General features: G+C 36.4%; 21 protein-coding genes, 2 tRNA genes and 2 pseudogenes. 14 read left to right on the top strand and 11 right to left on the bottom strand.

The window, feature by feature from the left end:
• Positions 1–80 precede the first annotated feature (80 nt).
• Together MKX69_RS10560 and MKX69_RS10555 are read left to right on the top strand one after the other, a co-directional pair.
• Positions 81–2,234, top strand: a complete 2,154-nt coding sequence (locus MKX69_RS10560) for a peptide cleavage/export ABC transporter (protein ID WP_080306255.1) — start codon at positions 81–83, stop codon at positions 2,232–2,234.
• Positions 2,235–2,250: 16 nt separating this feature from the next.
• On the top strand, positions 2,251–2,901 hold the full coding sequence (locus tag MKX69_RS10555) for a bacteriocin secretion accessory protein (protein WP_341010106.1): 651 nt from the start codon (positions 2,251–2,253) through the stop codon (positions 2,899–2,901).
• A gap of 284 nt (positions 2,902–3,185) precedes the next feature.
• Here MKX69_RS10555 and MKX69_RS10550 read toward each other — a convergent pair whose 3' ends face one another.
• The 4 genes and pseudogenes from MKX69_RS10550 to MKX69_RS10535 all read right to left on the bottom strand — a co-directional run.
• Positions 3,186–4,397, bottom strand: coding sequence for a tyrosine-type recombinase/integrase (locus MKX69_RS10550; RefSeq protein ID WP_341010104.1), 1,212 nt, complete (start codon positions 4,395–4,397; stop codon positions 3,186–3,188).
• Positions 4,398–4,506: 109 nt separating this feature from the next.
• Entirely contained in the window at positions 4,507–5,178 is a 672-nt protein-coding gene (locus MKX69_RS10545) for a DUF5067 domain-containing protein (protein ID WP_320999145.1), read from the bottom strand.
• A gap of 133 nt (positions 5,179–5,311) precedes the next feature.
• Complete coding sequence (locus MKX69_RS10540) at positions 5,312–5,965, bottom strand: hypothetical protein (RefSeq protein WP_002293175.1); 654 nt, start codon at positions 5,963–5,965, stop codon at positions 5,312–5,314.
• 103 nt (positions 5,966–6,068) lie between these two features.
• Positions 6,069–6,212, bottom strand: a pseudogene (locus MKX69_RS10535) (DUF4177 domain-containing protein); the annotation flags it as partial.
• A 72-nt stretch (positions 6,213–6,284) separates the two neighbouring features.
• Between MKX69_RS10535 and MKX69_RS10530 the strand changes: the two are divergent.
• Positions 6,285–7,411 (top strand): IS3 family transposase gene (locus MKX69_RS10530; RefSeq protein ID WP_094850654.1). Its coding sequence is split into 2 segments (ribosomal slippage): positions 6,285–6,513 and positions 6,513–7,411, totalling 1,128 coding nucleotides; the frame shifts between segments, so codons are not numbered across the junction.
• 33 nt (positions 7,412–7,444) lie between these two features.
• Here MKX69_RS10530 and MKX69_RS10525 read toward each other — a convergent pair.
• The 3 genes from MKX69_RS10525 to MKX69_RS10515 form a co-directional block, all read right to left on the bottom strand.
• A complete protein-coding gene (locus tag MKX69_RS10525; protein WP_341010101.1) occupies positions 7,445–7,732 on the bottom strand; it encodes a hypothetical protein in 288 nt (95 codons plus the stop codon).
• On the bottom strand, positions 7,729–8,688 hold the full coding sequence (locus MKX69_RS10520) for an IS30 family transposase (protein ID WP_002330482.1): 960 nt from the start codon (positions 8,686–8,688) through the stop codon (positions 7,729–7,731). Before MKX69_RS10520 ends, MKX69_RS10525 begins: the two co-directional genes overlap by 4 nt.
• Positions 8,689–8,758: 70 nt before the next feature.
• Positions 8,759–8,926, bottom strand: a complete 168-nt coding sequence (locus MKX69_RS10515; RefSeq protein ID WP_341010099.1) for a hypothetical protein — start codon at positions 8,924–8,926, stop codon at positions 8,759–8,761.
• A 79-nt stretch (positions 8,927–9,005) separates the two neighbouring features.
• Here MKX69_RS10515 and MKX69_RS10510 point away from each other — a divergent pair.
• Both MKX69_RS10510 and MKX69_RS10505 read left to right on the top strand, forming a co-directional pair.
• A pseudogene (locus MKX69_RS10510) lies at positions 9,006–9,101 on the top strand (N-acetylmuramoyl-L-alanine amidase); the annotation flags it as partial.
• An 826-nt stretch (positions 9,102–9,927) separates the two neighbouring features.
• Positions 9,928–10,001: transfer RNA gene (locus MKX69_RS10505), tRNA-Ile, on the top strand.
• A 61-nt stretch (positions 10,002–10,062) separates the two neighbouring features.
• Here MKX69_RS10505 and MKX69_RS10500 read toward each other — a convergent pair.
• Together MKX69_RS10500 and MKX69_RS10495 are read right to left on the bottom strand one after the other, a co-directional pair.
• Positions 10,063–11,022 (bottom strand): IS30 family transposase, encoded by a 960-nt coding sequence (locus MKX69_RS10500; protein ID WP_000222573.1) that lies wholly within the window; start codon positions 11,020–11,022, stop codon positions 10,063–10,065.
• A gap of 226 nt (positions 11,023–11,248) precedes the next feature.
• Positions 11,249–11,321: transfer RNA gene (locus MKX69_RS10495), tRNA-Lys, on the bottom strand.
• Between the two features lie 380 nt (positions 11,322–11,701).
• Between MKX69_RS10495 and MKX69_RS10490 the strand changes: the two genes are divergently transcribed.
• The 7 genes from MKX69_RS10490 (at position 11,702) to MKX69_RS10460 (ending at position 18,899) form a co-directional block, all read left to right on the top strand.
• On the top strand, positions 11,702–12,271 hold the full coding sequence (locus tag MKX69_RS10490) for a DUF1836 domain-containing protein (protein WP_002322652.1): 570 nt from the start codon (positions 11,702–11,704) through the stop codon (positions 12,269–12,271).
• On the top strand, positions 12,258–13,118 hold the full coding sequence (locus MKX69_RS10485; RefSeq protein ID WP_002299785.1) for a DegV family protein: 861 nt from the start codon (positions 12,258–12,260) through the stop codon (positions 13,116–13,118). The genes MKX69_RS10490 and MKX69_RS10485 overlap by 14 nt, the downstream gene beginning before the upstream one ends.
• Positions 13,119–13,307: 189 nt before the next feature.
• Positions 13,308–14,012 carry a response regulator YycF gene (gene yycF / locus MKX69_RS10480; protein ID WP_002288850.1) on the top strand — a complete coding sequence of 235 codons (705 nt, stop codon included), beginning with the start codon at positions 13,308–13,310 and terminating at the stop codon, positions 14,010–14,012.
• 4 nt (positions 14,013–14,016) lie between these two features.
• A complete protein-coding gene (gene walK / locus MKX69_RS10475; RefSeq protein WP_341010095.1) occupies positions 14,017–15,852 on the top strand; it encodes a cell wall metabolism sensor histidine kinase WalK in 1,836 nt (611 codons plus the stop codon).
• Positions 15,849–17,165 carry a YycH family regulatory protein gene (locus MKX69_RS10470; protein WP_002318504.1) on the top strand — a complete coding sequence of 439 codons (1,317 nt, stop codon included), beginning with the start codon at positions 15,849–15,851 and terminating at the stop codon, positions 17,163–17,165. The genes walK and MKX69_RS10470 overlap by 4 nt, the downstream gene beginning before the upstream one ends.
• Positions 17,166–18,035 (top strand): two-component system regulatory protein YycI, encoded by an 870-nt coding sequence (locus MKX69_RS10465; RefSeq protein ID WP_002288853.1) that lies wholly within the window; start codon positions 17,166–17,168, stop codon positions 18,033–18,035.
• Between the two features lie 54 nt (positions 18,036–18,089).
• Positions 18,090–18,899, top strand: a complete 810-nt coding sequence (locus MKX69_RS10460) for an MBL fold metallo-hydrolase (protein WP_002288854.1) — start codon at positions 18,090–18,092, stop codon at positions 18,897–18,899.
• Positions 18,900–19,001: 102 nt separating this feature from the next.
• On the opposite strand, the gene MKX69_RS10455 is transcribed toward MKX69_RS10460, so the two are convergent.
• Positions 19,002–19,631, bottom strand: coding sequence for an NAD(P)-dependent oxidoreductase (locus MKX69_RS10455; RefSeq protein WP_002288856.1), 630 nt, complete (start codon positions 19,629–19,631; stop codon positions 19,002–19,004).
• Between the two features lie 169 nt (positions 19,632–19,800).
• On the opposite strand from MKX69_RS10455, the gene MKX69_RS10450 reads away from it, so the two are divergent.
• Positions 19,801–21,093 carry a PTS sugar transporter subunit IIC gene (locus MKX69_RS10450; protein WP_341010089.1) on the top strand — a complete coding sequence of 431 codons (1,293 nt, stop codon included), beginning with the start codon at positions 19,801–19,803 and terminating at the stop codon, positions 21,091–21,093.
• A gap of 75 nt (positions 21,094–21,168) precedes the next feature.
• Here MKX69_RS10450 and MKX69_RS10445 read toward each other — a convergent pair whose 3' ends face one another.
• A complete protein-coding gene (locus MKX69_RS10445) occupies positions 21,169–21,831 on the bottom strand; it encodes a CPBP family intramembrane glutamic endopeptidase (RefSeq protein ID WP_002299792.1) in 663 nt (220 codons plus the stop codon).
• 224 nt (positions 21,832–22,055) lie between these two features.
• On the opposite strand from MKX69_RS10445, the gene groES reads away from it, so the two are divergent.
• The gene (gene groES / locus MKX69_RS10440; protein WP_002318508.1) at positions 22,056–22,340 is read left to right on the top strand and encodes a co-chaperone GroES; all 285 of its coding nucleotides are present in this window, start codon (positions 22,056–22,058) and stop codon (positions 22,338–22,340) included.
• Positions 22,341–22,358 lie beyond the last annotated feature (18 nt).

Raw genomic sequence — 22,358 nt, 5'->3', positions numbered from 1 at the left:
TGAGACAATATTTTCACTGTATTAAAGCTATATTGAGAATTTTTCTATAAAAATTTTTTAGAAGGAGTTGTGTTAGATAAGTGATAAAATCATTTCCTTTTGTGCAGCAACAAGATGAAAAAGATTGTGGTGTTGCTTGCCTTTCGATGATTTTAAAATATTTTAAAACTGATATCCCAATTCATAAATTACGGGACCTATCTGGGACTGATTTAGAGGGTACTTCAGCATTTGGATTGAAAAAGACATTTGAAAAATTGTCTTTTGATTGTATGGCTATTCAAGCAGATAGTGAGATCTGGAAAGAAAGAGATCTTATCTTACCATTAATTGCACATATATTGGTTGATAACAGCTATATGCACTACGTTGTAATTTATAAAACGAAGGGAAACGTACTATGGATTGCAGATCCCGCTAATGGAAAAAATAGAAAAACGATTGAAGCGTTTCAAAAAGAATGGACAGGTATTCTTTTATTACCTATGCCTAGAGAAACTTATATTCCTATTAAAGAAAAAGTAGCTGGATTAAGTTCTTTTTTGCCTATAATTTGGAAACAAAAAGGATTAGTATTCCACATCGTTTTAGCATCGATTTTCATTACGTTTTTTGGCATAGGAAGCTCATATTATTTTCAAGGTATTCTTGATTTTTTCATCCCTAATCAAGCACGTTCAACTTTAAATATAATTTCCATTGGCTTGATCGCTGTCTATTTATTTCGGGTATTGTTTGAATATAGTCGTAGTTATCTTCTTATTATTTTAGGACAGCGAATGAGTATGGCAATTATGCTTCAGTATTTCAAACATGTGTTAACTTTACCAATGAATTTTTTTGCTACGAGAAAATCAGGGGAAATTATTTCTCGTTTTCTTGATGCCAGTAAGATTATTGATGCTTTAGCAAGTGCTACGTTATCAATATTTTTAGATATTGGTATGGTGTTGCTTGTTGGGGTTACGTTAGCTATTCAGAATAGTACGTTGTTTTTAATCACTCTATGCTCTTTGCCTTTTTATGTAGTTGCAATATTCGCTTTCGTGAAAAGCTATGAAAAATCGAACAGGGAAGAAATGGCAGCCGGTGCAGCTGTAAATTCTAGTATCATAGAAAGTCTTAAAGGAATAGAAACAATTAAAGCATATAGCGGTGAAGAGAAAGTATATAACCGTATAGACCATGAATTTGTTAAATTAATGAAAAAATCATTTCGTACGGTTACGCTTGATAATATTCAACAAGGAATTAAACATTTGATTCAATTAATTAGCAGTGCATTAATTTTATGGCTAGGTTCTTATTTTGTTATGGATAATAGAATTAGTCTAGGTCAACTTATCACATACAATGCTTTACTAGTATTTTTCACAGATCCTTTACAAAACATTATTAATTTACAAGTGAAAATGCAAACGGCTCAAGTTGCAAATAATCGTTTAAATGAAATTTTCGCGATTGATTCAGAAAAATCGAACCAGTCTTTTGAATATATGCTTTCTGAACAATTATTTCAACAAGATATCACTGTAAAAAACGTTTCATTCTCGTATAGCATGAAGGCCCCAACGTTGAACGAAATTTCATGTACAATTCCTTCGCACAGTAAAACGGCTATAGTTGGAGTTAGTGGTTCTGGAAAATCAACTCTTGCAAAGTTATTTGTTCGTTTTTATGAAGCATCAGAAGGATCGATCCATTATGGAAACATTAATCACTTAGACATTCCTTTTCAGATATTACGCGATCGAGTGACATATTTGCCTCAAGAGTCATTTTTCTTTAGTGGAACAATCATTGAGAATCTTATATTCGGTTTAGATAGCCCACCAAGTTTCGAACAAATAATAGAAGTTTGTGAGATAGTCCAACTAAATGAATTTATTAATCAACAGCCATTACGTTACGAGACATTGTTGGAAGAAGGTGGAAATAATCTTTCAGGAGGGCAACGACAACGATTAGCCATAGCACGGGCTTTATTAAAAAATCCGGACATATTAATTTTAGATGAAGCAACTAGTGGATTAGATACCTTGTTAGAACATGCAATTATGAATTATCTCCTCAATTTAAAAGAAAAAACGATTATTTTTATTGCACATCATTTACCAATAGCAAAAACATGTGATCAAATTTTAGTTCTCCATGAAGGGCATTTGGTAGAAAAAGGAACGCACGATGAACTTCGTTTTGCCGATGGTATCTATCAAAAATTATGGGAAATCTAGGAGAGGGAAACAATTTATGCAGAATAATAATTGGTTCGAACATTCTAGTATCTATACTAAACAACATCATAGCTTCTACCATTGGGTGTTATACCCTGTAATTCTTTTTTTATGTATTATTGGATTGTTTTTAACCTTTGCTAAAAAAGAGGTTGTTATTCGGACAACGGCTCAATTGAACCCCGAAAAAATAGAGAAGTTACAAGTGCCATTAGAAGCTAAAATAATGGAAAACTTCCTAAAAGAAAATCAATTTGTTCATAAGGACGATGTGTTGGTTAGATTGGATTGTTCTTTAATAGAGAATGAAAAGGCTCAGATAGAACAAGAAAACCAACGTATTACTCAACAAATAAAGATGGCTCAGCTATTTATTGAAAGTATAAGTAAAGGAAAAAATTTGTTTTCAACGGATGACAGTTTTGGCTACAGTAATCAATTAAAGAGCATGTTGTCAGAAAAAGAATCACTCCGCTACGCTTTGAAGCAAAGTGAATTAAATGATCAAAAGCAATTAGAAGTATACGAAAAGACAAAAAGACAACTAGAAAAACAAATTGAGAGTTCAGATAGTAAATTACAAGAATGGCAACAAGTACAGGTAGCTTGGAGTAATAATCAATCATTAAAAGATTTTTCAAAAGAAATGAGCTACAGTGGACTTTGAGTTAAAAATAAAGAGCCCTAGTTATTTTGAAAAATAAAAAAAGAACAGCGTAAATGTTTTCGAAATGCTTTAGCACCAACATTTACCTGTTCCGTGGGTTTGGCACCCAATGGGCCGTGAGGGGCTCGAACCCGCGACCCGCTGATTAAGAGTTCGTTATTTAATGGTATTTTAAATGAAGATAAGCGAATTTACAGCATTTTTACATGCTTATATACCGCAAATTATCCCAAGTTTTTATATATCCTACCCGAGTTTATACCCGAAAATATAATTTTTTAATGTTATTTTATATCTTTTTTTAATAGTTTTTCAAACGCTGTAGTTGCTGTATCTTTTTCTTTGCGTAAGACATGGCCATAAACATTCATTGTAGTATTAAAATCTCGGTGTCCTAATCGTTTTTGAAGCTCTTTTGGGGTCATATTAGGGTCACTAAGCAAATAGGTAGCTGATGTATGTCTAATGTCGTGAAAACGAATGTGACGCAAATTGTGACGTTTGGTGAATCGTTTGAACTTCTTATACAGATAACTTCCACGTGGCAAAGTTCCATCTTGTTTTGTATCAAATATAAAATAGTGTTTTAATTTCTTTATATTTAATTTCCAACGAATTTTTTTATTCTCTTTGATTAATTCATCTAACATATCAAATAGATAAGCAGGACCGGTTACTATTTTTTCATCATCATCATTTTTCAAACCTGGAAGCAACCGAATATCTGATTTTCCATCTACTTCTGAAATCCGCTGATGAAATCTTATTTCTTGTTTGCCAAAGTCAATATCTTTTTCTTCTAAAGCTGCAATTTCTCCTTGTCTTGCTCCTGTAATAAATGCTAGAACAATTAAAGTTTTAATTTCTATGCTTTCCTCAAATGCTGCTTTTAACATTGCATGAATTTCTTCTTCCGAATAAGGTTCTTCGATATTCTTTTTTACGCCTTTTTCTTTTGGTATTTTTACATTTTCCACAGGATTTTCTTTAATTACTCCGTACTCATTTTTAGCCATCAAAAATAAGTTGTTAACGGCGTATAACATACGAAGCTTTGTATTTCTTGATAAAGGTTTATCAGAGTTTCTTCCAGGATCTTTTGTATTGATTCTTTGAGCATTAACAACAATTTTCTTTATCATGTATGGTTTGATATCGATTAGAGGGATAAAATCAAATTTATCAAGAAATCTATTCTCGATCATTCGCTTATAGTTATGATAAGACTTTGGCTCTAAATTTTTTTCGGCCTCTGAAAGCCATATTTTTCTATAAAATTCACCAAAAGTTATATTGAATAAATCCAACGAATCATCGGTCATTCCTTCGAATTGCTCTAACCAGATGTTCAATTCTTTATATGCCGCTCTTTTACTATTCGCTTTTATAGTTTTGCTTTTTCTTTTTGCCGAGCCATCAGGTTTGTATCCTAATACAGCTCTTAGTCTATATGTTTCGTTGTCTACTTGTTCTAAGTATCCTGTTACTTCCGACATAATTGAATCTACTCTCTTTCTCTGATACAATAGACACGTGAATAAGCCTATTGTGTAGGTTTGTTTTTTCTTAGAACACGCTAGCTTTGGTCGGTGGGCGTGTTTTTTGTTAATTTAGACTAACTATCAGTTCTTGATTTTCGCTTGCGGGGAAGTCTTCTCCGAGCTTAATTTTTACTTCGCCTTGAGTATTATTTAAAACGACTCCCGTGACGCATTGTACACTTTTACCCGGCAACAGTTCAGCGTCAGATTTAGCGTCTACTTCATCCGAAAAGTTATTTTGATTAGTTACAGCTTCATCATAAGCAGCGTCATCTTCGAGTGGGCTTCCGTCTTCGTTGTACATAGGATAGAGCGCCTCAGACACGTCAAAAGTACCTACACTAGATGTTAGATCATATTCGGACGTATCATCTTGCTGGCTAAAAGTGAGCATTGAAAACATATCGCTAGGCACCATATTTGCTTCTGTCTGATTGTCTAGCGTGTACCAAATAATCAATCCGTCTTCTCCGGAAAAATTGTCTTTTCCGACCTGCGTCTTATCGATAGTGAGTTTGTAACCAGGTCCAGTCAACGTTTTGTCTTTAAACGACATTTCAATCACATCTCTTTCGGATGTTTGTTGAGCCGATGCTTGGATTTCCGTAGTGATAGAGCCTGAAATTGTTGTAGTTGATTCCTCAGCGGTTTTATTGCCACCATCATTAGACGAGCAAGCCCCTAAAACAGCTAAACTCAAACCTAAAACCCCAACGCATAAAATAGACTTTTTCATTTTGTTTCCCTCTTTTCTGGTATAATATATTTGTGATCTCAGAAATGAGGTATGAGTCCGTGTTGCAGCACGGGCTTTTTTCTTTATAACTTTTTTAGAGATTATAGGCAAAATAGTAGGGCATAAAAATATATTATTGAATTCCGTATTTAGAAAATCCTAATTGAACTTCACCGGAAGTCTTTTGCTGTGTTGTACGCAATGCTTCTTCTTCAGACATTCCATTCTGTACTTTCCATGCAACAGGCGACATCCCGTATTTGTTAACAAAATCAGTAAGTGATAAAGTGTCAGCGTCTTGCTGAGCGCTTGTTTGTTGGTCTTCTGGATTTTGTTGAGATGCTGCTTGTTGTTCTTTCTGATCTTGACTGATAATATTGCCAGCATCATCTGTAGTCAATCCATTTTCATAAAGGGCCACGCCGAAAGCTTCCCACTCTTTGTTGGACCAATTTGCACGATCAGCTGGAGTTGACTGTAAAGTGCGTTGTTTCATCTGTTCATATGTTTCTTCTTGAGGTGCGGTTTGGATTGTACTCTGACTGGAGCTTATAACTGTTGGGCTAGGTTCCGCCGTAACTTGGTTGGAGCTTGTAACTGTTGAACTAGAATCTGTTTTAGATGTAGATTTGCTAGTAGATGAACTGGTTTCAGTTGTTTCTTTTGTTTTACTTATTTTTGTTTCTTGGTTAGAAGTGGCATCTGTTGATTCAGCTTTTTTATTATTTGAACAAGCTGAAAGTAGCAGAGCAGTACTTAACAACAACATAACGCTAACTTTTTTCATTTTTTACCCCTCTTTTCTTTGATTAATAAGCTGTAAATAAGCCTACTATAGGTTTAACATCCCACGTCCACAAACTTTGGTCGGTGGGGCGTGTTTTTTTATTTTAAAGACTTTCGAAAACTAAAGTAGCTTGGATTCTATCGCCACCACCGAAACCTTTACTACCACCGTTTGTAGTGGAAATAGTGTGTAATCGATAACCTTTAGAACACTGTCTATTTATAGTGTTTTCAAGTTCTGTGGTGTTAGTATCAAATCTTAGACAGCTTTTCGTAGAGACAAGAATAAATTAAACTTATCTACGAGAGGATGAATTTTTATGACCCGATATGAAGAAAATTTTAAACAAATGATTGTTGAACTGAATCAAACTGGACGTTCTGTTCGAGGGTTAGCGAAAGAATATGGCTTATCTGAAGCAACGATTTACAAATGGAAGAATTTATATTTACCTGATCAGTCCACAGGACTGACTGGAAAAGAAGTAGCTGAACTGAGAAAAGAAAATGCTCGTTTAAATGAGGAACTTGAAATCTTAAAAAAAGCCGCAGCCATATTCTCTCGGAAAACCTAAATTCGCTTGTTCAATTTATTGAAAAATGGTGTAAGGATTACACTGTTTCTTTGTTGTGTCGGTTATTAGAAATCCCTAGAAGTGTCTATTATTTTTATAAGAATAAACCGTTGACAGCTACAGAAATCAGAAATAATAAGTTGAAAAAGAAGATTTCAACAATTTTTTTTACGAATAAACAACGCTATGGTGCCACAAAGATCCATCAAGTTTTATTAAAAGAAGGGATTTCAGTATCTCTTAAACATGTCCAAAAGCTAATGAAACAATTAAATTTAAGGTCGATTGTAGTTAAAAAATATAGACCTCAAAGGTCTAATAAACCGATCATTTCAAAAGAGAATCTCTTAAATCAGGACTTTTCTACTGAAACGATCTGTGAGAAATGGGCAGCTGACATTACGTACATTCCTACTAAGAAAAATGGTTGGTGTTACTTATCTTCAATCATGGATTTACACACGAAAAAAATTATTAGTTATACATTTTCAAAACGAATGACTGTGGATTGTGTCATTCAAACATTGAATAAAGCAAAAATACATTATCACATTCCAGAAGGAATGATTCTACACACTGACTTGGGCAGCCAATACACAGCAAGAGAAGTGGAACAATGGCTTAAAACCAACAAAATAAGGCATTCTTATAGTAGAAAAGGAACACCTTATGATAATGCTGGAATCGAATCTTTCCATGCCTCATTGAAAAAAGAAGAAGTCTACACGACTAGCTACTCAGATTTTGAAGAAGCAAATCGAGCGCTATTTAGCTACATTGAAGGATTTTATAACCGAAATCGAATCCATAGCTCGATTCACTATCTAACCCCACAGGAATTTGAAGAATTAGCAAAAGAAAAAATGGCTTAACCGTCTCTACTAAAATGTGTCCAAGATATTGACTCAAATCCATTCTGTATAGGCAATTTTTAGTGCATCACCAGGCTCAATAGTTTTAGAGTAACCCATAGATTTATATATAAGTTCACTATCGTTTTTCATATCTTTAAATTTCATGATGTCAACTTTCATGGGCACGTTTGCAGGGAAAACTAGAACAATTTTTGTGGGACTTTCATCTAATGCTATTTCATCATAAATATTCTGAGGTAAATATTTTCTTTGCGTATCTATAGAGTAGAATTCTAGAGACACATCTTCATAGTATGTTTTATTTTTCTTAATTGTCAAATTAAGTTAGACAAATCATCAATACTTACGTAACTCAAAAATACTTCCAAAGGTGTTCGATAATCCAGTGATTTTCTAGGAATATTATTTCGTTTAGATGTGACAGATTGAATAAAAGATTCATCTACTGAATTGAAATCCATAGATTTCAATAAACCATCTCTACGTAACAATCCGTTAGAATTCTCGTTTAGGCCTCTTTGAGACGGTGTTCCTGGATCAGCGAAATAAATGGCAATATCATTGGCATTACTGATTTGTTTCCAATTTGAAAATTCCTTTCCACAATCAAAAGTGATGGATTTGAATAGATTTTTCGGTACAGATTCAAACCAATGATTTAATTTTTTTTCAATATCAATCGCTTGTCTACCACACGGTTTCAATGTAATGATAACTTTTGATAATCGTTCAACTAAGGTAATTACAGCACTTTTATGTTTCAGACCTACGATAGTGTCACCTTCAAGGTGACCAAACTCATTTGAGAATTGGCTATAATCTTTTTCACGTTCATGAATAGAGCGGCGGAAAGCTTGTTTTCCACGCCTTTCTTGATGTCCATTCGGTTTACGCTTGCCTTTCATCGGTAAGTCAGAAGGATTAAATAGCCCCTTTTTGAACATACGATAAATGGTACGAGCAGAACAACGAATAGGAAACGCTGCACGACCAACAATCACATCGGGTGTCCATCCTTGAACAACCTTTCTTTGAATATATTCTGATTGTTCCTCGGGTAAAACAAGCGGGCGTCTACCACAGTTTGATTTGTTTTTCTTATACTGTTGATAGTATTCTAAGGCTGATTTTCCTTGCTTGAAGAATAGGTATACTTTATGGATCGTTTGTCTTGAACGATTCAAGCAATGCGCAGTTTTCGCAACAGATTGATTTATTTTGAAATAAGACTCTATCATTACAAGTTCATCCGTTGTAAGATGGGTATAGGTCATTTGTACTCACTCCTTATAATTCTTTGGTCAGAACTATTTTGAGTGTAGCACAAATGGCTTTTTTAGTTGTCTAGCTTAATTTTACAATCGGCGTTTTTAAAAAACCAAATATTACAAAAACGATAGCTACAATAGTTAAGATTAATTCTAAGATATCTTTGGGTGTGTATTCTTTACCTAAATACCAATATAAAAAATTATTTACTGTTTTTATTAATTTATGTTGTTCCTCTGACATTCTTTCACCTTCCAATTCACAAATTTTATTTTATCATAACAAAATAAATTCGTAATTAGCCTATTAGAAAAATATATGCATGATGCGTGCAACGAATGATCCAAAAGGGAACACGCAAGGTGGGGCGCAAGATTTTCATGATAAACGGTGGTACTTGAATATTCCACAACGATGAATACAAAAAAATCTCGCTCATTGATCTTGGGCGAGACTTTTTACATATAAAGTAGTGTCTGACTTATTGTTATTTCAGTCTAAATATTCTATACTATTTATTGCAAGTAGATATACGTTTGGTTAAATCCCTTTGCTAGTCTTAGAAAGGGGATGATGCCATGAACGATTGTTTTTTATTGTAAATGTCTATTTATCCCTAGAAAGGATAAATATCTCAATTGGATATTAGTGCATTTTTAAAAAAAGGAACTACGATTACTTTTAGTGGTATCGCAAGTTACTTATTAAAATTGCCGCCGTGGTTGTGTGTATTTCTAAGTTTCCTTGTGTTTACCGCATTTATGTGGCACACATTGCTTAATGCTCCGGAACACTTTTGGAAATCATATGATAAACGCCATACTAAAAAATAAGTATTTCTGATGTGAGTCTTCCTTAATCCATCCGCTCACAGATAGAAAATTGAGAATCTAAACAATAAAAAAACCATTGATCTCGGAAATCAATGGCAAGGTTATAGATTCTAGACACTAGAATTCAAGACTAAGCTAGGGATTGAACAGATTGGATATCCGTGCAAGTGCTTGTAGGCCATGTTGACAGCATGGTCTTTTTTTTTGCTTACAATGTCATTCTATACTACGTAAAAAAAAGCGTCAATAATTTTTTACTACAAAGCTAAGCAAATGAATATTAAATATACTCTGTTTTTTCATTTAAAGTTGTGCAATAATAAATTAGCCATCACAACAGAAAGAATGAAATCCCATTATTATCTAGTCTATGTCCATTCTTTTTGTTTGCAGGAGTTGTGGTGGCTTTCCGTACCCTTAGCTCAGTTGGTTAGAGCAGACGGCTCATAACCGTCCGGTCGTAGGCTCGAGTCCTACAGGGTACATATATACCAAAAGCACTCATCAATTTAATTGGTTGAGTGCTTTTTATTGTTATCTTAATTGTCAAATTAAGTTAGACAAATCATCAATACTTACGTAACTCAAAAATACTTCCAAAGGTGTTCGATAATTCAGTGATTTTCTAGGAATATTATTTCGTTTCGATGCGACAGATTGAATAAAAGATTCATCTACTGAATTGAAATCCATAGATTTCAATAAACCATCTCTACGTAACAATCCGTTAGAATTCTCGTTTAGGCCTCTTTGAGACGGCGTTCCTGGATCAGCGAAATAAATGGCAATATCATTGGCATTACTGATCTGTTTCCAATTTGAAAATTCCTTTCCACAATCAAAAGTGATGGATTTGAATAGATTTTTCGGTACAGATTCAAACCAATGATTTAATTTGTTTTCAATATCAATCGCTTGTCTACCACACGGTTTCAATGTGATGATAACTTTTGATAATCGCTCAACTAAGGTAATTACAGCACTTTTATGTTTCAAACCTACGATAGTGTCACCTTCAAGGTGACCAAACTCATTTGAGAATTGGCTATAATCTTTTTCACGTTCATGAATAGAGCGACGGAAAGCTTGTTTTCCACGTCTTTCTTGATGTCCATTTGGTTTACGCTTGCCTTTCATCGGTAAGTCAGAAGGATTAAATAGCCCCTTTTTGAACATACGATAAATGGTACGAGCAGAACAACGAATAGGAAACGCTGCACGACCAACAATCACATCGGGTGTCCATCCTTGAACAACCTTTCTTTGAATATATTCTGATTGTTCCTCAGGTAAAACAAGCGGGCGTCTACCACAGTTTGATTTGTTTTTCTTATACTGTTGATAGTACTCTAAGGCTGATTTTCCTTGCTTGAAGAACAGGTATACTTTATGGATCGTTTGTCTTGAACGATTCAAGCAATGCGCAGTTTTCGCAACAGATTGATTTATTTTGAAATAAGACTCTATCATTACAAGTTCATCCGTTGTAAGATGGGTATAGGTCATTTGTACTCACTCCTTATAATTCTTTGGACGGAACTATTTTGAGTGTAGCACAAATGACTTTTTTAGTTGTCTAGCTTAATTTTACAATCGGCGTTATTAAAAATTAAAAAACTAAAATACATACCCGAATTTCATACCCGAAAAATAAAAAATGCCATCACGTACATTCTTTTCGAAACTACCGAAGTAGCCAAGAATGTACTGATGACGTGGGTTTGGCACCCAATGGGCCGTGAGGGGCTCGAACCCGCGACCCGCTGATTAAGAGTCAGCTGCTCTACCAACTGAGCTAACGGCCCGTACAAAAAGTACTTAATAATAGTAGCACTAAGAATTTTAAAATGCAAGACTACATTTAAAGAAAATCAGAAAAATCTTTACTTCCTTATAGGAAATCATTCATAGATTATTCACATTTGCTCGCTATTATATAAGCATACCAACAAACAAAGTTCTTGCAAGAGAACAAACCCTAACACTTTTTTCATTTTTTACTCCTTTCCCGCCGTCTCCCCGGCGGGTCTCCTGTTCTTAACGATAAAAGACAAGAAGGCTTAGCCTTCTTGTTTTTTGTTTTCATGGAATCCCGCTAATCAAATTACCTAGTTAAAGCAACTAGATTGAATGTTTATCATAAGTCTGATATCATGTTTATGAAATGAAAAAAGGAGCGGTTATGATGGAAAAAATGCGTCAGCAATTAATGGAGTGGGGGAAGGAACTGGAAACATTCCGTCTGCCTCACTGGGAAGAACTCCCTGACTTAGAACTTTATATGGACCAAGTCAGAACGTTAGTTGATCGTTATCTTTCACCTGTGATACAAGGAGAAAAGCATCCATTGCTTACCTCTTCTATGGTAAACAATTACGTTAAACTAGGTTTGATACCAGCACCAGTTAAAAAAAGATATAACAAAGAACACGTAGCATTTTTACTTGCAATCACTACGTTGAAACAAGTATTGACTATTCCTGAAATCAAAGAAGGGATATTGTTCCAAGGAAAAACAGTAGGAATTCGTGAAGCCTATAATCTATTTTGCGATGAACAAGAAGCAGCTGTGTGGATGGTCAGCCAATTAGCACAAGGTAAATCTCATCCGCAAAAATTCGACCAGGCAACCCCTGTAGAATATATTGCTGTAAGAGCGGCAACTTTATCGTTTGCAATGAAACTTCTTGCGGAAAAAACGATTGTTCTAGAAACCGAATATTTAAAAGAGGAGAAAACAAATGAAAAACAATAAAATCGCAATTTTAGTAGATTCAGGTACGGATGTGCCAGAAGAATTGATAAAAAAATACGAGATGTATATGATCCCATTGAAAATTATTTATAAAGATCAGGTATATACAGATAAAATTGACATTACCCCTGAAGAGATCTATCAACGTTTGCCAGAGGAAATCCCTGGTACATCTTTGCCGGATGGTGAGTCGATCACAGAAATCTTTGAGCAAATCAAAAAAGACGGTTATGAAAAGGTACTTGCGGTAACAATTTCCAGTGGATTGAGCGGGACATATAATGTGGTTCGTTTAATTGCACAACAGCAAGAAGAATTGGAAGCATATGTACTAGATACGAAAAATATTGGTATTGGTGCAGGTTTTTCTGCGATCCAAGCAGCAAAATGGCTGGAAGAAGGAGTAGAATGGGATCAACTGATCAGTAATCTGAATGAGTTAGTCGAAAGAACAAAAGTTTTCTTTAATGTTGCGACATTGGAATATCTTCAAAAAGGTGGACGAATCGGTTTAGTTGCTTCTATTGTAGGAACCGCTTTAAAACTTAACCCAATCATTTCATGTAATGAAGAAGGGATTTATTACACAGTAGGAAAAGCTAGGGGACGTAAAAAAAGTTTGGATAAAACGGTTGCTTACGTCAAAGAAAAAATCGGTAATGCAAAGGTCTTCAACTTAGCTGTTGCCCATGGGGATGCGAAAGAAGAAGCAATTGAAATGGAAGCGAGACTTAAAAGAGAGTTCCCACAAGCAAACCAAATCTACTTTGGCCAGATTTCTCCGGCATTAGTAGTCCACACTGGTCCGGGATTATTGGGTGTCGGTATACAAGTTTTAGAAGGATAAATCAAAAAAAGGAAACACTGAGGTGAAAATCAGTGTTTTCCTTTTTTATTGAAGTTAGAACAAAAAATAATAAAGTATTTTGCACTTTCATTTTAATTTTCTCTTTTGTTTTATAGGCAAAGATGAAACAAAAGCAGAAATACGGTATAATGAGAAGGTATGACAATAATATATAAGAGGTGGCTCTTTATGAAAAAAGTTTTAGTTGTCGATGATGAGAAGCCGATTTCGGATATCGTCAAATTCAATTTAGCCAAAGAAGGCTATGATGTTTATACTGCATATGATGGGGAAGAAGCCTTGGAAAAAGTTGCTGAGGTAGAACCTGATTTGATTTTACTTGATTTGATGCTACCTAAAATGGACGGCTTAGAAGTTGCTCGTGAGGTACGCAAAACTTATGATATGCCGATCATTATGGTAACAGCCAAAGATTCTGAAATTGATAAAGTCCTAGGCTTAGAGTTAGGCGCCGATGATTACGTGACCAAGCCATTTTCCAACCGAGAATTAGTTGCACGTGTCAAAGCAAATCTTCGTCGCGGTGCCACGGCTGCGAAGGAACCAGAAGAGGCAGCACCTGCGGAATTGACGATTGGTGATTTGACGATCCATCCAGAAGCTTACATGGTGACGAAACGAGGAGAAACAATCGAGTTAACACATCGTGAATTCGAACTACTCTTTTACTTGGCGAAGCACCTTGGACAAGTGATGACAAGAGAACATTTATTACAAACGGTTTGGGGTTATGATTATTTTGGAGATGTACGAACAGTGGATGTAACTGTACGTCGTTTGCGTGAAAAGATCGAAGATAATCCAAGCCATCCAAATTATTTAGTGACACGTCGTGGTGTCGGTTACTATTTGCGTAACCCAGAACAGGAGTAATTGGATGAAAAGAAAAGTCCGCTTTTTTCGATCAGTCAATTTTAAGATCGCTATTACCTTTATTCTGATTTTATTGATCTCGATCGAAATTATTGGTGCCTACTTTATACGTGGTTTAGAACGTTCCACGATCAATACATTTATTAAAGATATGAATCAAACGGTGGAATCATTAGCAACAACAATCAGCCCGGAATTGAATCGAAAAGATAATGCAGATGATGAAGAGGTAAATGCGAATATCAAAAGATTTATTGAAAACAGTGCGACTAGCGATATCATCGAAATACGGGTCGTTGACGAAAAAGGGATCATCCGAGGAACAACCGATGTCAATGAACAAAGCGCTGTGGGAAAGAAAAATGATTATGTTGATATCAATGATTTCACGACTAAACGTTATGTTGCTTTAGATAACGACGATAAACGGGTGAATATCAATGTTCAACCGATCCTGTCCCCGACCGGCGATGCCGTTATCGGGGCTCTTTACGTCAAAAGTAATATCGAACAAAAATATTCGGAAATCAATAACACAGCAGTCATTTTCTTTACTGCCTCACTAATTGCGGCATTTATTTCAATGATCGTATCTGTTTTAGTTGCTCGTTCGATTACACAGCCGATCGGTGAAATGAGAGAACAAGCCATTCGAATCGCTAGAGGAGACTACAGTCGGAAAGTCAAAGTGCATGGACAAGATGAACTTGGACAGCTGGCTGATACCTTCAATCAGTTAGCTGAACGTATTGAAGAAGCTCAAGATACAATGGAAGCTGAACGCAATCGTTTGGATAGCGTGCTATCCCATATGACAGACGGCGTCATTGCGACAGATCGCAGGGGTAAAGTCATTACGATCAATGATATGGCTGTTTCCTTGCTAGATATCAAAAACGAGGAAGCAATCGGACAATCGATTTTGACACTTTTAGATATCGAAGAAGAATATACGTTGCGGAAATTATTAGAAGATCCAAACGAAATGGTACTTGACCGTTCAACCAGTACATTGGAAAGTGATCAGATGATCTTGCGAGTAGACTTTTCTATGATCCGTCGCGAATCAGGTTTTATCAGCGGATTAGTAGCTGTCTTGCATGATGTGACAGAACAAGAAAAAACAGAACGGGAACGTCGTGAATTCGTCTCTAATGTTTCCCATGAACTTCGTACACCGTTGACAAGTATGCGTAGTTATATCGAAGCATTGAGCGAAGGTGCGTGGAAAGACGAGGAAGTAGCACCAAATTTTTTGAAGATAACGCTAGATGAAACAGACCGAATGATTCGAATGATCAATGACCTCTTAAATCTATCTCGCATGGATACAGGTAATACCCAGCTTCAATTAGAATATGTCAATTTCAACGAGTTAGTGAATTTTGTTCTTGACCGGTTTGATATGATGGTGGGAAATCAGGAAAAAAATTATAAGATACGTCGTGAATTTACGCAAAGAGATCTTTGGGTCGAAGTAGATACAGATAAAATCATCCAAGTAGTCGATAATATCATGAATAACGCGATCAAGTATTCACCAGATGGGGGAACGATTACTTGTCGCTTATTAGAAACGCATAATAACGTGATTTTAAGTATCACCGATCAAGGATTGGGGATTCCTAAAAAAGATCTGAACCGAGTGTTCGAGCGGTTCTATCGAGTAGATAAAGCACGTGCAAGAGCACAAGGTGGGACAGGACTTGGATTAGCTATTTCTAGAGAAGTGATTAAGGCGCATCGAGGCGCTATTTGGGCAGAGAGCAAGGAAGGAAAAGGGTCGACTTTTTATATCTCGCTGCCATATGAACCTTATGAGGAGGAATGGTGGGAATGAGAATCTCTGAAAAAGTCGTTCGTATAGGACTCATTTTGATGGTTGCGTTAAGCATATACTTCTCTTATGCAATCTGGCTGAGCCCAGCAGGAAAAAGTTCAATCAACGTAGATGAGACAAACACTCAAATGATCGAGTCTCAAAGCAATCGAAAAACTTCCGAAGTCTTTCTTCCACTTCATGTTACATGGCACCATTCGGGAACGATCCAAGAAACCAACAGTGAAAATCTCGTGTACCGATTGCAATTGATCATCGATAAAGCAAGATTTGGAAAGCTTTCTGAAGTAGTTTCAGGAGACAAATCACAGTTTGAACAGGTGAAAAATCTGAACTCTGGTTTTGAGTTGGCCTATAATGCGCCTTTTTTGCTAAGAGAATACAAGGAAGCATTTGATTTAGATTTAGATGTGTCGAACTTGGCAAAAGAAAGCGAAAATATGTATTTTACTAGAATACAATTCGATCAAGGAAATAAAAAAATCCGATTTTTGAATTATTCGAACCATCTCGTATATGAAGCGAATATTTCGTTGAATTGGACAGATATCAATAAAGAATTAACAGCAAAAGACACAAAATGGACAGAAATGACAACAGAACCATCGACGATCGACACGCAATATGCTACGAAACATTCGATCAAACTGAAAAAGTATAGTTATATCCTGTCACAGCAACCCTATACACTTTTTAGAAATGCTTTTTTCCAGAAACCAGATAGCGTGAAGAATAATGATGAAAGCAATGAATTGATTTTTTACGGTGGGAATGAAACAATGTCTATCCATTCGGAAACGCAAGTAGTTGATTTTCGTGGAGAGCTGCCAGAGAAAAAAGAAAATGCTAGTGTATTTTCTGAAAGTTTCCCCTATATTAGCAAATTAGGCAGTTCTTTAGGGAACCTCAGATATTTTGACCGCAGTGACAATACGATCGATTATCGGATATTCGTGGAAGGCTTCCCGGTTTTTGGGACAGACAGCAGAGGACAGATTGGTGTGGAAGTTGGCGGTGAAACGAATGGTTCTGTGCAAGTGAATATCCAAACCAGTTTGAATACGATTCAAGTGCCGATACCTTCAGACGAAGAAGTAGAACTTGCAAGTACGAATGAAATCATCCAGCAGTTAAAAGCTAAGGGAGCAGATAGCAACAAGATTGGTTCAGTGATCGTTGGCTATACATGGCAAAATGTCAAAGAAACGAATCGTGTCGTTGATCTCTTACCTGAATGGTATGTGAAATATAAAGATAACTGGTATTCAGCTAACGACCTTCTGGAAAAATTACCTGGATTGGAGGCGAATTAATTGGATTTCAAAAAAATCGAATGGATATTTTTCGTCGCTTTTTTAGGGTTGAATGTGTTTTTATTCAGCAGTTATCATGACGCGGTATACCAAGAAAACAATGTCATTCGCTCTAATCAGACTGAATCAATCCAACAACGTCTGGCTAGCGACGATATCACTTACACGGGGAAGATTTCGTCTGAGAACAAGCAAGGCTATTATCTTAGCGCGGAGCAGACCAATCTTAGCACTTCATTAGCGAATTATCGCAAGGCTGGTAAAAGCGGCTTGCTGGCAAGTGGTGTGTTTTTAGACGGTGATGTTTTGACGAAATCTTTATCCAGTTCAGATGCTGAAAAGAACGTGATCGATCCAGATAAAATTAGTAGTTCCTTGGAAGATTTTTTATCTAACAAAGACAATATTTTATTCGGTAATGATTATGTGTACACGAAAAATTTTTCTCATTTAGAAGAAGAACCACTAGAAATCCAAGCAAGCCAAGAGTATGAAGGCATCCCATTCAATGATGATACAGCAAAAATCGTTCTTTCTTTAGAAAAAAACGATAATGATTATAGCATCACGAAATACATGCAGACGCATTTATCTGATATCGAGCAGCTGCGCGAAAAGACGGAACTGTATACGGAAGAGGAAGCAATCAATACATTGTACATCAATAACAAAATACCAAGAGGATCAAAAATTTTATGGCGTCAGCTAGCTTATTCCTGTATTCTGAAAGTCCGGGAAAAAAATGTGTATGTTCCTGTTTGGCATGTAGCGATCGAAACAAGCGATAAAGTGGTCCAAATCGAGAGCGTCAACGCTTTCAGCAATACGATCGTGACAAACAATACTGTACCAAAAGTGGAAGATCAATAAAAAAGCGAGTATAATGAAAAAAGTTTACAAAGTAAGAAGGGAAGTAGGAGTCAAATGGCTGAAGAAAAACCAGCTTTTAAAATCAGTATCCTAGCAAGTGGAAGTTCGGGTAATTCACTTTATATCGAAAGTGAAAAAAAACGGCTTTTGGTCGATGCAGGACTTAGCGGTAAAAAAATCACTTCCTTGATGGCTCAAATTGATCGGACACCGGACCAATTAGATGGAATACTTGTGACGCATGAACATCGAGATCATATACATGGCGTGGGTGTCTTGGCTCGTAAGTATCATTTGGATGTTTTTGCCAATCAGCAGACTTGGGAAGCGATGGAACCACTGATTGGAAATGTACCAGTGGAACAAAAACATCTATTTGAGATGGGGAAAGTCAGAACATTCGGCGATATCGATATTGAGAGTTTCGGCGTCTCCCATGACGCAGCGGCTCCGCAATTTTATCGTTTCCATAAAGAAAATCGGTCATTCGTCATGTTGACGGACACCGGATATTGCAGTGATTATATGCGAGGTGTCATTGAAAATGCCGATGGTTATTTGATGGAAAGTAATCATGATCTTGAGATGTTACGCATGGGACCTTATCCGTGGAATTTAAAACAGCGTATTTTAGGAGATAGAGGACATCTTTCCAACGAAGACGGTGCACTTGTCATGACTGATGTGATCGGTAATCGGACCAAACGAATCTATCTTGGCCATCTTAGCAAGGAAAACAATATGAAAGAACTTGCTCATTTAACAATGGAAAATGTTTTGAAAGAAAAAGATTTTGGCGTTGGACATGATTTTGAAATCTATGATACAGATCCAGATGAAGCAACTGAGCTATTTTCGATTTAAACAGTTCAATCAATAAAAATATAAAAAGCAGAAGATAAAATCAATCAGGGTTGGTTTTATCTTCTATTTTTATTTTTTTAGCATATTAAAAAAATAACCGTATTATCGACTGACTACACTGATGTGTTGCTTTTCATGTTTCTCATCCAGTATCTCATCTACTAATGCAATCGCGTAATCTGCCATGCTGATCGTACTGTCGCCAGCAGCGTTTCTTTGTAAATAATCATCACTTAACAAATAAGTACCTGTACGTTTGCCATGTGGATCAAATAAAGAAGCTGGACTGATATAAGTCCAATGTAGATTTTTAGATTGTTTCAATTTTAACAATCCTTCGTACATATTGAAAGCTGTTGGATAGAAGGGTGCATTTTTAGGTACTTGGTCAATCATACGAGTCGTCTTTTCTGTATCTAAGAATAACGAAGAGGCACCCCCAACGACAATTAAGCGTGTATCGGTTCCTTCAAGCATCTCAATCAAATGGGACAAAGAAGTTTGATGCATTTCTTCTTTTCCTTTGGGAGCGTTGAAAGCATCAACGACAACATCAAAAGATGCAAGATCAGTAGTTGTCAACTCAAATAAATCCTTTTGTATAAACGGAACATCTGATGGCAATTTTTCTGGATGACGCACGATTGCCGTCACGTCTAAATCTCTGGACAATGCTTCGTCTAAAATAAATGAACCTGCATGACCAGTAGCTCCAATGAGTGCAATTTTCATAAAAAACCTCCTTTTTTATTCCTGTCCATTGTAAGCAGTTGCTGAATATTCGTCAAAGAATCCGATTTTTGAAAAGCTCAGTGCGCATTCCTTTCATGGTTCGTGATCATTGGGTATAGTTAAATTAAGAAAACTGATTGATAAAAATAGAAGTTGAAGGAGATAAGAAATGAAAGAGTGGTTAGATCGTGCCTTTTTACCAATGATAACATCTGTTGTGAATCTTAGACCCTTAACTGCTTTGCGTAATGGAATGACTTACACGATCCCAATAATTATTGTTGGCTCGCTGTTTTTCTTATTTGCTCATTTTCCTGTGGATTACATCGCTCAGTGGATAGACAAAGCAGGATTTTCTATGTATTTTACACAAGTATACCAGGCTACATTTGATGTGATAGCCTTTTGGATCGTTTTTGCCATTGCATACGCTTATGCAAAAGAAGAAGATATCGATCGCTTACCAGTCGGCATAGCAGCCTTATCTGCTTATCTACTGCTTATTCAGCCACTAAATACTCAGATAGATACTGTCTGGACAGGTGCTGAAGGGATACTAGGAGCAGTTACAACTGGGCTCATCATCGGATGGGGCTATGCACGTTTAGTAAGACTTGCGAAAGGGTGGAAGCAAAGAGAGAAGATACCTGAAAATGTTTGGCAGTCTTTTACTTCATTGATTCCAATCATTGTTATAGTCACTTTTACGCTTATCGGTTCAGCGGTTTTTCAACAGTTGTTCAGAATGACTGTTGTTCAAGGAATATGGACATATGTCCAGCTTCCCATTCAATCGTTCATAGACACGTTGTTTGGTGTGCTTTTATTAGGTTTTTTTGTTCCGTTTTTATGGTTATTTGGTCTTCATGGATCTGCGATGGTCAATGGGTTGGTTAGTCCCATCTTGCAAGCGAATTCATTAGCAAATGCAGAAATCTTAGCCTCAGGACAAGAGTTGACGGTGGCAAATGGCGGACATATCGTTACTCAGCAATTTCTCGATCAGTTCATGACGGTTACGGGTGCTGGGTTGACGTTAGGGGCTGTATTTTTTATGACGGTTTTTGCGAAATCGAAGAAATACAGAGAATTAGGAAATATTGCTCTTTTACCAGCCTTTTTCAACATCAATGAATCGATTATTTTTTCCACACCGATCGTGATGAACCCGATGATGGCTGTTCCTTTTATTTTCGCACCGGTCGTTTCAGGATTGATTACCTATTCCGCTTTATATTTTGGATTCGTTCCTTTATTTACAGCAGTCCAAGTCCCTTGGACAACACCGCCGATCCTCTCGGGTTTTTTAGTAGGCGGAGTGCCTGCAGCGATTTTACAAGGTATCGTGTTGTCAATTAGTTTTTTCATTTATTTCCCATTTTTGAAAAAAATAGATTCTGCAAACTGCAAAAAGGAAAGACAGACAAAAAATGATGGAGCAGCAGAAAAGATGAACGACTAAAAAACAAAAATACTCCTGTCGCTTTAGATTGGGAAAATCACCAATCTAGGATGACAGGAGTATTTATAGTCATGTTTATACTAGCCCTTTTTGGACAGCTAATTGAACAAGAACAACTAATGTGTTCATTCCTACGTGTGTGATCATCGATGTCCAGATCCGACCAGTTGCTTTGTACTCTAGGCTGAAGAAGAAACCTAGGAAAAAGTAGATTAGCAGATGACCATCATTATGAGCAAACGCAAACAGCAAAGAGCTGATCACTGCTCCGACCCAAAAATTTGAATATCGACTGATGATCCCCAGTATACTGCGGCGGAATACGAACTCTTCCATGATGGGTCCAGCAACAGTTGTCGCCAAAATAAAAGCGGGTGCTTCCATGATCATCTGGATGATATTTTGTGTATTCTCGGAAGGGGTTGCTTCGCCAAACAATACAGATTCTAACATGACAGCGATGCTTTGCAGAATCAATGCGACAAAGATTCCAACCAATCCATAAATAACAATCTTTGGAGCAGAAGCTTTTTTTACCGCTGATTCGATCGCTAAGGGTTCACGTTGCTTAAAATAAAAAATAGCTAGGACAACGGCGCCTAGTATATACATGACTGCAGTTGCTGTGATCAATTCAGACGTAGATTTTACAAGTCCTATCGAAGCTAGGATCAAGGGTGAGATAAAAATTAAACCATAGCAAAAAATGCTGAGGAAGCTATATTTTTTTAAAGACATGTAATTCCTCCTTTTAAGGGATAACAAGCATGCAAGGCAAGCTTATATCGATTGATTTCAATTATATCATAATTTCAATAAGCAGCTGTCAGAATAAAATTTCTTTTCTTTGATTTAAAAGCTTGCAAAAAAGAGGGAGAATGAGTATTATTAAAAATGTAGGTTAGCACTCGAAGGTTAAGAGTGCTAACAGATTAAAAAAAGAGTTATCGGAGGGATTTATCGTGTTAAAACCATTAGGTGATCGCGTCATTATCGAAGTCGCAAAAGAAGAAGAAAAAACTGTCGGAGGAATCGTTTTAGCTTCTGCTGCTAAAGAGAAACCCCAAACTGGGACAGTTGTTGCAGTCGGTGAAGGCCGTTTGTTAGAAAACGGTGAAAAAGTTCCTGCCGCTGTAAAAGCAGGCGACCAAGTTATGTTCGAAAAATACGCCGGTACAGAAATAAAATACGAAGGAAAAGAATATCTGATCGTCGCAGGAAAAGATATCATGGCGATTGTTGAGTAAATTTTGAAGATAAAAAAA

It is taken from the genome of Enterococcus sp. FSL R5-0957 (assembly GCF_038008005.1).
Classification (GTDB): domain Bacteria; phylum Bacillota; class Bacilli; order Lactobacillales; family Enterococcaceae; genus Enterococcus_B; species Enterococcus_B faecium.
This window is presented reverse-complemented; position numbering and strand designations above follow the sequence as displayed.